14 protein-coding genes are annotated in these 11985 nt (G+C 70.9%); 5 read left to right on the plus strand and 9 right to left on the minus strand.

Annotated elements, in window-relative coordinates; translation table 11 throughout:
* Positions 1 to 121 precede the first annotated feature (121 nt).
* Positions 122 to 1213 carry an AI-2E family transporter gene (locus tag ACIRO3_RS28955; protein ID WP_361773635.1) on the plus strand — a complete coding sequence of 364 codons (1092 nt, stop codon included), beginning with the start codon at positions 122 to 124 and terminating at the stop codon, positions 1211 to 1213.
* Here ACIRO3_RS28955 and ACIRO3_RS28960 read toward each other — a convergent pair.
* Positions 1164 to 1928, minus strand: a complete 765-nt coding sequence (locus tag ACIRO3_RS28960) for a Clp protease N-terminal domain-containing protein (RefSeq protein WP_366000974.1) — start codon at positions 1926 to 1928, stop codon at positions 1164 to 1166. The genes ACIRO3_RS28955 and ACIRO3_RS28960 overlap by 50 nt on opposite strands.
* Positions 1929 to 2114: 186 nt before the next feature.
* Here ACIRO3_RS28960 and ACIRO3_RS28965 point away from each other — a divergent pair, with 186 nt between their 5' ends.
* Both ACIRO3_RS28965 and ACIRO3_RS28970 read left to right on the plus strand, forming a co-directional pair.
* Positions 2115 to 2567, plus strand: a complete 453-nt coding sequence (locus ACIRO3_RS28965; protein WP_404141664.1) for a DUF3052 domain-containing protein — start codon at positions 2115 to 2117, stop codon at positions 2565 to 2567.
* A gap of 289 nt (positions 2568 to 2856) precedes the next feature.
* Entirely contained in the window at positions 2857 to 3696 is an 840-nt protein-coding gene (locus ACIRO3_RS28970) for a serine protease (protein ID WP_366000973.1), read from the plus strand.
* A gap of 190 nt (positions 3697 to 3886) precedes the next feature.
* Here ACIRO3_RS28970 and ACIRO3_RS28975 read toward each other — a convergent pair whose 3' ends face one another.
* On the minus strand, positions 3887 to 4396 hold the full coding sequence (locus ACIRO3_RS28975) for a DUF2199 domain-containing protein (RefSeq protein ID WP_361773551.1): 510 nt from the start codon (positions 4394 to 4396) through the stop codon (positions 3887 to 3889).
* 415 nt (positions 4397 to 4811) lie between these two features.
* Between ACIRO3_RS28975 and recA the strand changes: the two genes are divergently transcribed.
* Both recA and recX read left to right on the plus strand, forming a co-directional pair.
* On the plus strand, positions 4812 to 5927 hold the full coding sequence (gene recA / locus ACIRO3_RS28980) for a recombinase RecA (protein ID WP_361773548.1): 1116 nt from the start codon (positions 4812 to 4814) through the stop codon (positions 5925 to 5927).
* Between the two features lie 3 nt (positions 5928 to 5930).
* Complete coding sequence (gene recX / locus ACIRO3_RS28985; protein WP_404141666.1) at positions 5931 to 6518, plus strand: recombination regulator RecX; 588 nt, start codon at positions 5931 to 5933, stop codon at positions 6516 to 6518.
* A gap of 71 nt (positions 6519 to 6589) precedes the next feature.
* Here the strand turns inward: recX and ACIRO3_RS28990 are convergent, their stop codons facing one another.
* The 7 genes from ACIRO3_RS28990 to ACIRO3_RS29020 form a co-directional block, all read right to left on the minus strand.
* Positions 6590 to 6982, minus strand: a complete 393-nt coding sequence (locus ACIRO3_RS28990) for a rhodanese-like domain-containing protein (protein WP_361773545.1) — start codon at positions 6980 to 6982, stop codon at positions 6590 to 6592.
* On the minus strand, positions 6979 to 7497 hold the full coding sequence (locus ACIRO3_RS28995) for a cysteine dioxygenase (RefSeq protein ID WP_366000971.1): 519 nt from the start codon (positions 7495 to 7497) through the stop codon (positions 6979 to 6981). The genes ACIRO3_RS28990 and ACIRO3_RS28995 overlap by 4 nt, the downstream gene beginning before the upstream one ends.
* A 76-nt stretch (positions 7498 to 7573) precedes the next feature.
* A complete protein-coding gene (locus ACIRO3_RS29000; RefSeq protein WP_311318651.1) occupies positions 7574 to 7660 on the minus strand; it encodes a putative leader peptide in 87 nt (28 codons plus the stop codon).
* A 33-nt stretch (positions 7661 to 7693) separates the two neighbouring features.
* The gene (locus ACIRO3_RS29005) at positions 7694 to 9280 is read right to left on the minus strand and encodes an FAD-dependent monooxygenase (RefSeq protein WP_404141669.1); all 1587 of its coding nucleotides are present in this window, start codon (positions 9278 to 9280) and stop codon (positions 7694 to 7696) included.
* A gap of 169 nt (positions 9281 to 9449) precedes the next feature.
* The gene (locus ACIRO3_RS29010; RefSeq protein WP_361773536.1) at positions 9450 to 10337 is read right to left on the minus strand and encodes an amino acid ABC transporter permease; all 888 of its coding nucleotides are present in this window, start codon (positions 10335 to 10337) and stop codon (positions 9450 to 9452) included.
* On the minus strand, positions 10334 to 11008 hold the full coding sequence (locus tag ACIRO3_RS29015; protein ID WP_361773533.1) for an amino acid ABC transporter permease: 675 nt from the start codon (positions 11006 to 11008) through the stop codon (positions 10334 to 10336). The genes ACIRO3_RS29010 and ACIRO3_RS29015 overlap by 4 nt, the downstream gene beginning before the upstream one ends.
* Positions 11009 to 11091: 83 nt before the next feature.
* Positions 11092 to 11946: a glutamate ABC transporter substrate-binding protein gene (locus ACIRO3_RS29020; RefSeq protein ID WP_366000968.1), complete on the minus strand. Its 855-nt coding sequence runs from the start codon at positions 11944 to 11946 to the stop codon at positions 11092 to 11094.
* Positions 11947 to 11985 lie beyond the last annotated feature (39 nt).

Genomic DNA, 11985 nt, shown 5'->3' on the forward strand with positions numbered 1-11985 from the left:
AGCGACAGAAGAGACGACCGAACAGCCCGCGCGGACCCCCGCCGATCCCGGGGGCCGGCCGCGCGACGACGGCGGCCCGGACCGGGTGCCCCCGCCCGCGCGGGGCCCGGCCGAGGCGCGGATGCCGCGGTGGTTGCCGCGCGCGGTGATCCTCGTACTGGCCCTCGTCGCCTGTTTCCAGCTCGGCAGCTGGGCCTTCCACCAGCTGATCGGGCTGCTCGTCAACATCCTGATCGCCTTCTTCCTCGCCCTCGCCATAGAGCCGGCGGTGGCGCGGATGGCGGCCCGCGGCATGCGCCGCGGGTTCGCCACCTTCCTGGTCTACCTGGGCGTCCTCGTGGCGACCGCCGGATTCGTCGCGCTGCTCGGCTCGATGCTCGCCGGGCAGATCGTGGACATGGTGGGGAGCTTCCCGAAGTACCTGGACTCGGTGATCAGATCGATCAACGACACCTTCCACACCGAACTGTCCCGGTTGTCGATCCAGGACAGCCTCCTGCATTCGGACTGGTTGCAGAAGTACGTGCAGAACAGCGCGACCGGCGTGCTCGACGTGTCCGCCACCGTCCTCGGCGGACTCTTCAGGCTGCTGACGGTCGGGCTGTTCTCCTTCTACTTCGCCGCCGACGGCCCGCGGCTGCGCCGCGCGCTGTGCTCCGTGCTGCCGCCCGGCAAGCAGTCGGAGGTGCTGCGCGCCTGGGAGATCGCCGTCGCCAAGACGGGCGGGTACCTCTACTCGCGCGGGCTGATGGCGCTGATCTCCGGGGTCGCGCACTACATCCTGTTCGCGGTCCTGGGCGTGCCGTACGCGCCCGCCCTCGCGGTGTGGGTGGGGCTGGTGTCCCAGTTCATCCCCACCATCGGCACCTACCTGGCGGGCGCGCTGCCGATGCTGATCGCCTTCACCATCGATCCCTGGTACGCGCTGTACGTCCTCGGGTTCGTGGTGGTCTACCAGCAGTTCGAGAACTACGTGCTCCAGCCCAAGCTGACGTCGCGGACCGTGGACATCCATCCCGCGGTCGCCTTCGGCTCGGTCATCGCGGGCACCGCCCTGCTCGGCGCGGTCGGGGCGCTCATCGCGATCCCGGCCGTCGCCACGCTGCAGGCCTTCCTCGGCGCGTACGTGAAGCGGTACGAGCTGACGGAGGGCGCGGACGCGTCTACTTCTTCCCGTCCGCGTCGACGAGTACGGCTGCCAGGACTTCGGTGACGGTCGCCTCGACGCCGGCCTTGTCGACGCCCAGGCCGCTCAGCACGCCCTCGCCGTTCTCCAGCTCCAGCAGGGCGAGCAGGAGGTGCTCGGTGCCGACGAAGTTGTGGCCGAGCCGCAGGGCCTCGCGGAAGGTGAGCTCCAGGGCCTTCTTGGCGCCGGCGTCGAAGGGGACGAGGTCGGGTACCTCCGCGACGGCCTGCGGCAGCGCGGCGCCGGCCGCGGCGCGGACGTCGTCCGCCGCGATCCGCTGGGCGCGCAGGGCCTGACCGGCGAGCGACCCGGGATCGGCGAGCAGGCCGAGGACCAGGTGCTCGGTGCGGATCTCGGTGTTGCCCGCGGCGCGGGCCTCGTTCTGCGCGGTCATCACGACGTTGCGGGCGCGGGGGGTGAAGCGGGCGAAGCCCTGCGCGGCGTCGAGGTCGCCGTCGGCGCCGTCGCCCTTGTCGCTCTTGGGGACGAAGCGCTTCTGCGCGGCCTGGCGGGTGACGCCCATGCTGCGGCCGATGTCGGTCCAGGAGGCGCCCGAGCGGCGGGCCTGGTCGACGAAGTGGCCGATGAGGTGATCGGCCACGTCACCGAGGGCCTCGGCGGCGACGACGGCCCCGCTGAGCTGCTCCAGGGTGTCGGAGTGGACCTTCTTGATGGCCTCGATGAGGTCGTCGAGTCGTACCGGATTCGTCATGCGAACGGGTTCCACGGGAGGGTTCGTCATGGAGGCAACCGTAGGTTGACAGTCGAGCGAGTGTCAACCCTGGGTTGTCACTCGCTCGTGCGTGCGCGGCTTCCGTCGCCGCCGGTGGATCGCCCCGGGGCGGGGGAGCCGGCGTCCCACAGGGCCGACTGCCGCGTTCGGGGCGCCACGTTCCGTATCGGATCGGCTACGTTACGCACGTGCGCGATGGGCGCGCCCGAAGTGGAGGAGACCGCGGTGACGACATCGGAAGACGAGCGGACGGGCGGCCCCGAGGCCCGGCTCGGATTCGAGCCCGGCCAGGTCGTCCAGGAGATCGGCCTGGGCGACGACGTCGACGAGGAGCTGCGCGCGGGCATCGCGCGGGTCATCGGTCAGGAACTGGTCGGAGAGGACTACGACGACGTCGTGGACGTCGTCCTCCTGTGGTTCCGGGAGGAGGATGGCGACCTCACCGACGGGCTCGTCGACTGCATCGCGCTGCTGGAGGACGGTGGCGTGATCTGGCTCCTCACCCCGAAGGTCGGACTGGACGGACACGTCGAGCCCAGCGACATCGCCGAGGCCGTCACGACGGCCGGCCTCTCGCAGGCCCGGCCGGTCAGTGTGACCAAGCGCTGGGCCGGAGCCAGGCTCACCACCCCCAAGTCCCGGAGATAGGAGGGGCGGCGACGTCCGCCCGGTGACCGGCCGATCCGCCCGAGGGGTGGATCGGCCGGTCTTCTCGCGTCGTGTGGCGTCGCGTCGCGCGCCGGGGGATCGCGCGAGGAGCGTGTGAGGTGGGGGCTCGGATCCGGCCACCCACCCGGTGATAACGGCTTTCGTCAACTCCCCATGCCCTCTTGTGGGTTGGGCGGGACCTCTCAACAATGCGCATGACAACCGAAGGATCTTCGGTCGCATTGTCACGGGCGAACCCAGCCCACGATTCGAGAGGGGAACCCCCCACGTGAACAAGCCTCTCGCCGGCGCCCTGCTCTCCGTGCTCCTCATGGGAGCGGCGGCGGCCCCGGCCGTGGCCTCCGTACCCTTGGAGGAGAAGGCGGCCCCGGCCGCCGCGGTCACCTTCGCGGGAACGGTCGCGCTCAGCAACTGTTCCGGCTCCGTCGTCCGCGCCCCCGCCTCCCAGCCGAACGACCCCGCCCTGGTCCTCTCCAACGGACACTGCCTGGAGACCGGTTTCCCGGCGGCCGGCGAGGTCGTCAAGGACCAGGCGTCCAGCCGCTCCTTCTCGTTGCTCAACGCCTCGGGCTCCAAGGTGGCGACCCTCCGGGCGAGCAAGATCGCGTACGCCACGATGACCGACACGGACGTGTCGATCTACCAACTCACCAAGACCTACGCGCAGATACAGAGCCAGTACGGCATCGGCGCGCTCACCCTCAACGACGTCCGCCCCGTACAGGGCTCGGCGATCAAGGTGGTGTCGGGGTACTGGAAGCGCACCTACAGCTGCAACGTCGACGGGTTCGCCTACCGGCTCAAGGAGGGCGAGTGGACCTGGAAGGACTCGGTCCGCTACACCTCGGCCTGCAACACCATCGGCGGCACCTCGGGCTCGCCGGTGATCGACACGACGACGGGCAAGGTCGTCGCCGTCAACAACACCGGCAACGAGGACGGCGGCCGGTGCACCGACAACAACCCGTGTGAGGTGGACCAGAACGGCAACGTGACGGTCCGTCGGGGCATCAACTACGCCCAGCAGACCTACACGATCGTCCCCTGCATAGGCGCCGGCAACGTGATCGACCTGAACCGCCCCGGCTGCGCACTGCCCAAGCCGTAACGGTCCCGCGGCCGCCCGTCGCCGTGTGTCCGCCGCCTCGGCGGCGTGCGCGCGGGGCGGGCGGCCGCGGGCGTCGCCGATTGCGCGTCGTCGGGCGCGTGTCGCCGATTGCGCGTCGCCGGGGGCGCGTCGGGTGTCGGCCGCGCGTCGTCGGGCGCGCGTCGCGTCGTCGGCCGCGCGGTCGGACCGGTCAGGCCGGGTGCAGCACGGCCGCGGCGATCTCACGCACCCGGTCGAGGGTGATCCCGGTGCGCTGTTCGACGGCGAGCGGGTGCGCGGTGGGCTCCAGCTCGATGAAGGGGCGCCGCCCGACCGGGCGCGTGTGGCAGGTCGTCTTCAGGTTGACCGTCCCGGGGGAGTAGAGCGCGAGCTCCGTGCTGAGCCAGCCGAAGTACGGCTTCTCGGCCTCGCGGCCCTCCGCGTGCCACAGCTCGAGGGCGCGGCCGAAGTTGTCCTTGCTCAACGAGACCCAGACGCCCCAAGAGAAGACGTCGCCGCTGTCGACCACGGGTATCTCGATCAGACCCCTGATGAAGAAGTGGCGACCCTGGATGACGCACTGCTCGGACGACAGCGAGCTGTCCGGATCGGCTTCGAAGCCGGGGTTCCAGGCGTCGGGTGCCATCGTCGAGTAGCTCAGGGGGAGCTCCGCGTGGTGCCCGCCGCAGCGTGAACACGTGAATCCGAGATCGTTGGCCATGTCGCGAGCCTAATGACCCGACCTGGACGGAAGGTGTCCGGGCCGCTCGCCCGTCCGGTCGCGCGGCCGCTCTCCGTCCGCCCGTCCGCTCTCCGTCTGCTCGTCCACCCGTCCGTCCTCCGTCCGTCCTTCGTCCGCCCGCCGGTGCCGGCTGCGGGGGTGCGGATGCTTCCGGATCCTTGTTCGCCGGCCGTTCCGCGGGGTGGGTCGGCGCGCCCTCCCCGCGGCCGCAGCCGCCGTCACACCAGGTCGGGGGCGGGTGGGGCGGGGTGGGCGTGGTGCGCTTGACAGGGAAATCGAACATCCATTCTCATGAGTTATCCACAGCTGAGCAGTGCGTGGGAGCGCATTGTCAGTGGCAGGCGTTAGCGTCAATGGCGTGAAGCGATCGACTCAAGCAAATCGGGTGGAACCCATGGCAGGCACCGACCGCGAGAAGGCTCTAGACGCCGCTCTCGCACAGATTGAACGGCAATTCGGCAAGGGTGCGGTCATGCGCCTCGGCGACAAGCCGAACGACCCCATCGAGGTCATCCCCACCGGCTCGACCGCGCTGGACATCGCCCTGGGCGTCGGCGGACTCCCCCGCGGCCGTGTGATCGAGGTGTACGGACCGGAGTCCTCCGGTAAGACCACCCTGACCCTGCACGCCGTGGCCAACGCCCAGAAGGCCGGCGGCACCGTCGCCTTCGTGGACGCCGAGCACGCGCTGGACCCCGAGTACGCCAAGGCCCTCGGCGTCGACACCGACAACCTCATCCTTTCCCAGCCCGACACCGGCGAGCAGGCGCTGGAGATCGTGGACATGCTGGTCCGCTCCGGTGCTCTCGACCTGATCGTCATCGACTCCGTCGCGGCGCTCGTGCCGCGCGCGGAGATCGAGGGCGAGATGGGTGACTCCCACGTGGGTCTCCAGGCCCGACTGATGAGCCAGGCACTCCGGAAGATCACCGGTGCCCTCAACCAGTCCAAGACCACCGCGATCTTCATCAACCAGCTCCGCGAGAAGATCGGCGTGATGTTCGGCTCGCCGGAGACCACCACCGGTGGTCGCGCGCTGAAGTTCTACGCCTCGGTGCGTCTGGACATCCGCCGTATCGAGACCCTGAAGGACGGCACGGACGCGGTCGGCAACCGCACCCGCGTCAAGGTCGTCAAGAACAAGGTCGCGCCGCCGTTCAAGCAGGCCGAGTTCGACATCCTCTACGGCCAGGGCATCAGCCGCGAGGGCGGCCTGATCGACATGGGCGTGGAGCACGGCTTCGTGCGCAAGGCCGGCGCCTGGTACACGTACGAGGGCGACCAGCTCGGCCAGGGCAAGGAGAACGCCCGCAACTTCCTGAAGGACAACCCGGCTCTCGCCGACGAGATCGAGCGGAAGATCAAGGAGAAGCTGGGCGTGGGCGTGCGCAAGGACGCCGAGGCGGCCCCCGCCGAGGCCGGCGCGGACGCTCCCGCCGATGCCGCGGCCGTGCCCGCGCCGGCATCGAAGGCGAAGACGACGGCCAAGGCCGCCGTAGCCAAGAGCTGACCCGTGCGGGAGCAGGAAAGGGGCGGCGGAGCCGGTCGGGAGGGCCGCCGGGAGGGCGGTCGTGAAGCCCGCGGTGCGCTGCCGCCCCAGAGTCCCGAGGAGCAGGCGCGGGCGATCTGTCTGCGCCTGCTCACCGGGATGCCGCGAACCCGGCGGCAGCTCGCGGACGCCCTGGAGAAGCGGGGCATCCCCGAGGAGGTGTCGCAGGAGGTCCTCTCCCGGTACGAGGAGGTGGGCCTGATCGACGACGCCGCCTTCGCCGGCGCCTGGGTCGAGTCCCGCCACCGGGGCCGCGGTCTGGCGCGACGGGCGCTCGCGCAGGAACTGCGGACCAAGGGAGTACACGCCACCCTCGTGCAGGAGGCGCTGGAACAACTGGACTCCGAGCAGGAGGAAGAGACGGCCCGGGAGCTCGTGGAGCGCAAGCTCCGCTCGACCCGGGGCCTGGAGCGGGACAAGCGGATCCGGCGGCTCGCCGGGATGCTGGCCCGCAAGGGGTACCCGGAGGGCATGGCCCTGCGGGTGGTCCGCCGCGCGTTGGAGGCGGAGGACGCCGACGAGGCGGACGCCCCGGGGTACCCCGGCGGCTGACCGTCCCCCGGCCCGTACCGCGGGGGGACGGGCGGTGGGCCGGTGCGGCGGCCGGGACGGGGTGGGGTGCGTCAGGCGGCGGTGGTGGGGAGGCCGGCCGACTTCCAGGCCTGGAACCCGCCCGTCAGGTCCGTCGCCCGGTGCAGCCCCAAGGCGTGGAGGGAGACCGCGGCCAGGGTGGAGGCGTAGCCCTCGTTGCAGATGACGACGACCTCGATGTCATGGCCCGTCGCCTCGGGCAGCCGGTGGGAGCCCTGGGGGTCGAGACGCCATTCCAGTTCGTTGCGTTCGACGACCAGCGCCCCCGGGATCAGGCCGTCACGGTCGCGCAGCGCCTGGTACCGGATGTCCACGAGGAGCGAGCCCTCGCGGGCGGCGGCGTGCGCCTGTTCCGGCGAGACCCGGGTGTAGGTGGTCCTGAGGCGGTCGACGAGGGCGTCGATGCCCTCCGGCGCCGCGCTCACTGCCAGTCCGACGGGCGCTCGACGTGCTCCAGCCGCAACACGGGCCCGCTGCGGCTGTAGCGGCGGATCAACGGGAGCGGCGGGTAGTACGCGTGGACGGAGACGGCGTGCTCGCCGGGGGACTCGTTGAGCACCTCGTGCACGTGGTGCAGACCGAAGCCGCGGCCCGTGCCCTCCGTCAGATCACGCCTGCGGTCCACGTCCGGGGCCAGTTCGAGGGACTGCCAGCCCTCGGCGGGAAGCCGGACGGCCAGGGAGTGTTCGGTGAGCCGGCCGCGCGCGGTGGCGAACGCGCCGCGCGACTCGGCGTGGTCGTGCCAGCCGGTACCGGTGCCCGGAGGCCAGCCGATCAGCCAGGCCTCGCTGCCGCCGGGACCGTCCAGCCGGACCCACGTACGGCCCTCGGGGTCGAGCGGGAGCGAGCCCACGATCTCGGGGTCCGCCGCCGTGCGCAGCGCGAAGTCGAGAAGCTCGGCGGTCGTCGGACCGGCCGAGATCAGGGTGGGGGAAGACATGGAATGACCGTCCTGGATGTTCGCGAAGGTGCGCGCGGGCCTGCGAGGGCACGGGGCGCGCGGGGGAAAGGGCGAATCAACAGGAAGGGCGACACACGCAGCCCGCGTAGCGGAGCAGGTCCATGTGAACCCTCCGCCACAGGCGTACGTCGTTGCCGGTCATGTCCGCGAGTGAAGCACGTGGACGCAAGACCGGTCAATCGATCACGGAGGTGGGTGTGGTCACGGCGGGGGTGACGGAGGGCGCGCGCGCCGGTCCGGGCGCCCCGCCCCGGACGGCGTCCGCCGCCTCGTACAGCTCCGCCGGCCGGACCCCCGCGAAGGTCGCCGCCAGGTGCCCGTCGGGCCGTACCAGCAGCACGGTGTGCGCCGGGGCCCCCGGGTAGCTGTCCGCGACCAGCAGGTCCGCGCGGGTCGGGAGCGCGCTGACCGCCGCCGCCAGCCGGGGCATCAGACCGGCGCCGAGCCAGTGGCGGCGGTCCCACACCCCGGTGCCCGGAGCGACGAGGAGCACCAGTAGCCGGCCCCGCCCGAGCAGGTCGCGCAGCGGCACCGTGGTGCCGTCGGGCGCCGTCACCGGGACGTCGGCCACCGGCCCGCCCGGTTCGGTGGCCGTCGGGACCTCCCGTACGGCCACCGGAGGGGCGTACGAGGGCTCCGCGCCCAGCTGTCCCCGGCCGAGGTGGCCGTCGGTGAGCCGGTCCTCGGCGGACCGGGCCGCGCCGGGGAGGTAGGTGCGCAGGCCGTTCCCGCCGCGCAGCCCCGGCATCGCCTGGTCGGCGGCGCGCAGCCGGGCGGCGACCGCGGTGCGCCGCTCGGCCTCGTAACTGTCCAACAGGGCCTCGGAGGCGCCCTGGTGCCAGTCCAGGGCCAGCTTCCAGGCCAGGTTCTCGGCGTCCCGCAGCCCCTCCTCGACGCCCTGGGTGCCGAGCGCGCCCAGCAGGTGCGCCGCGTCCCCGGCGAGGTAGGCCCGGCCGTCGCGCCAGCGCCGGGCGAGCCGGTGGTGCAGGGTGTGGACGCCGGTGTCGATCAGGTCGTACGGGGGAGTCGTCCCCCCGCACCACGCCGCGAGGGTGTCCCGGATGAGGGTCACCAGGGCGTCCGGGGTGACGAGTTCGCCGCGCGCCGGGAGCAGCCAGTCCAGCCGCCACACCCCGTCGGGCAACGGGCGGGCGGTGACCTCGTGGTGCGCGCCGCGGTGCAGCAACGCCTCGCCGGGCCAGGGGAGTTCGGTACGGAGCGCGGCCACCGCGTGTCGCTCCACGGACGTCCGGCCGGGGAAGCGGATCCCGAGGAGCTTGCGGACGGTGGAACGGGCCCCGTCGCAGCCCACGAGGTGACTGCCGCGCCACCAGGTCGTCTCGCCGCCCCGGGTGTGCGCGGTGACGCCGCGCTCGTCCTGTTCCAGGGCGTCCAGTCGGCAGTCGGTCACCAGCCGGACCAGCGGGTGCGCGCCGGCGGCGTCGCGCAGTCCGCGCGTCAGGGCGTGCTGGGGCAGGTGCAGCGGGGCCGGGTGGTCCTCGAAGGTGATCCGGCGCGAATCCCGGCCGCGCCGCGAGGTGCGCCACGCGGCGAAGTGGGCGCCCTCGTCGCGCAGCGTCGTACAACCGAGGCGGTGCGCCATCGCGGCGGTGTCGGCGTGCAGGACGACGGAGCGGGCCGGGCGCGGGTCGTCCTTGCCCGGGCCCTCGTCGAGTACGACGGTGGGTACGCCCGCGCCGGCCAGGGCGAGGGACAGCGCGAGCCCGACGGGGCCCGCGCCGACGACGATCACCGGGTCCATGACGCGGCTCCCGATGTCCGGTATGTGATCACACAACGTATGCAACCGACTGGAAGTGCCTGCGTCAAGTGACACTCGTCGGGGCAACGCGGTGTGGTGCGGCGGAAGGTCTCCGCCGCACCACACAGGCTACGCACCATGACTGACTTGGTGTCAGTCGACCCGTCGGTCAGGCGCCACCACTGTTCGCGCCGGTGGCGAGGTCGTCGACCTCCGCGACGCCGACCACGGCGCCGGTTCCGCGCTTCGACTTGCGCTGACGGCCTTCCAGCCAGGACGCGAAGGAGGTGAGGGCGAAGTTCACCGCGACGTAGACCAGCGCGATCACCACGAAGGTCGCGATCGTGTTGCTGTAGTTCGCCGAGATCTGCCGGGACATCGACATCAGCTCGCCGAGGCCGAGCACGGTGCCGCCGAGGGCCGTGTCCTTGAGGATCACGACCAGCTGGCTGACCAGGGCCGGCAACATCGCGGTGACGGCCTGCGGGATCAGCACGTGGACCATGGTCTGGCCCTTGCGCATGCCGATCGCCTTGGCGGCGTCGGTCTGCCCGTTCGGGAGGGACAGGACGCCGGCCCGGACGATCTCGGCGATGACCGAGGCGTTGTACAGCACCAGCCCCGTGACCACCGCGTACAGCGGGCGGAAGTCGGAGGACACGCCCGTGTACTGGACGTACAGGGCGTAGCCGAACAGCATCAGCATCAGCACCGGGATGGCGCGGAAGAACTCGACGAACGCCCCGACGGGCACCCGGACCCAGGCGTGGTCGGACAGCCGGCCGATGCCCAGCAGGGCGCCCAGCGGCAGGGCGATCACCATGGCGATCACGCCGGCCTTGAGGGTCTCCAGCAGGCCGGGGATCAGGAACGTCGTCCAGATCTGGCTGTCGGTGACGAAGGGGCTCCACTTGTCGGCGTCGAGCTGGTTCTTGTCGGCCATGAGCCCCAGCGCCCACCACAGGGCGAGGCCGAGGAGCACGACGAAGACGCCGGAGTAGATCCAGTTCCGGGCCTTCGCCTTCGGACCCGGTGCGTCGTACAGCACGGACGTCATCGCTTCACCGCCGCTCGCTTGGCCACCCAGCCCAGCAGCAGGCCGGTGGGCAGGGTCAGCAGGACGAAGCCCAGGGCGAAGACCCCGAAGACGGCGAAGAGCGCGTCTGCCTCGTTCTCGATCATTTCCTTCATCAGCAGGGCCGCTTCGGCCACGCCGATGGCCGCAGCCACCGTGGTGTTCTTGGTGAGTGCGATCAGTACGTTGGTGAGCGGCGCGATGACCGCCCGGAAGGCCTGGGGGAGCACGATCAGCCGGAGCACCTGGAAGAAGCTCAGGCCCAGCGCGCGCGCCGCTTCGGCCTGGCCCACGGGAACCGTGTTGATGCCCGAGCGCAGTGCCTCGCAGACGAAGGTGCCGGTGTAGGCCGTCAGTCCGAGGACCGCCAGTCGGAAACCGGTCTCCTTGAACGTGTCGCCGCCCAGGGTGATGCCGAGGGTCTCGCTGAGACCCAGCGAGCACCCGATGATCACCAGGGTCAGCGGGGTGTTGCGCACCACGTTGACGTAGGTGGTGCCGAAACCGCGCATCAGCGGGACCGGGCTGACCCGCATCCCCGCCAGGGCGGTGCCCCATATCAGGGACCCGATCGCCGAGTAGAGGGTGAGCTGAACCGTCACCCAGAAGGCTCCGAGCACGTCGTACTGCCCGGAATCAAGAAAGTCGAACACGTTGCCCTGCGCTCTCCCCAGGATGGCCGGTGAGGGGCGCCGCCGCCCGCGGCAGGCGGGCGGCGACGCTCCTCACCGAGGAATCAGCTGCCTTCGGTGATCTGCGGGGCAGGCTCGTTCTTGTAGCCGGCGGGGCCGAAGTTCTTCTTCACGGCCGCCTCCCAGGCGCCGTCCGAGACCATCTTCTTGAGCGCGGCGTTGATCTTGGTCTGAAGGTCCTTGTCGCCCTTCTTCAGACCGATGCCGTAGTTCTCGTTGCTCAGGCTCAGCCCGACCAGCTTGAACTTGCCCTTGTTCTTCTCCTGCGCGGCGTAGCCGGCCAGGATCGAGTTGTCCGTGGTCAGGGCGTCGACGGCCTTGCTCTCCAGAGCGGTCAGGCACTCGGAGTAGCCCGCGTTCTGCTTGAGGTCGGCCTCCGGGGCCAGCTTCTCCTTGACGTTCTGCGCCGAGGTGGAGCCGGTGACCGAGCAGAGCTTCTTCTTGTTCAGGTCCTCGGGCTTGGTGATCGAGGTGTCGTCGGCACGGACCAGCAGGTCCTGGTGCGCGAGGAGGTACGGGCCGGCGAAGTCGACCTTCGCCTTGCGCTTCTCGTTGATCGAGTAGCTCGCGACGACGAACTTCACGTCACCGTTGGAGATCAGGTTCTCGCGCTCGGCGCTGATGGCCTGCTTGAACTCGATCTGGTCGGGCTGGTAGCCGAGTTCCTTGGCCACGTACGTCGCCACGTCGACATCGAAACCGGTGAACTTGCCGTCGGGGGTCTTCAGACCGACACCGGGCTGGTCGAACTTGATGCCGATGACGACCTTGTCCTTCTTGGCGCCACCGCTCGAACCGGCGTCGCCGGACGTCTTGTCGCCGCTGCCGCCACAGGCGGTCGCGGTCAGGGCGAGAGCCACGGCCGCGGCGACGGCCGCACCGGCCTTGTAAAGCTTCATGGTGAACTTCCCTCGGATGAGACGTGGTTGAACGCCGAG

The organism is Streptomyces sp. NPDC102278 (genome assembly GCF_044766345.1).
Classification (GTDB): domain Bacteria; phylum Actinomycetota; class Actinomycetes; order Streptomycetales; family Streptomycetaceae; genus Streptomyces.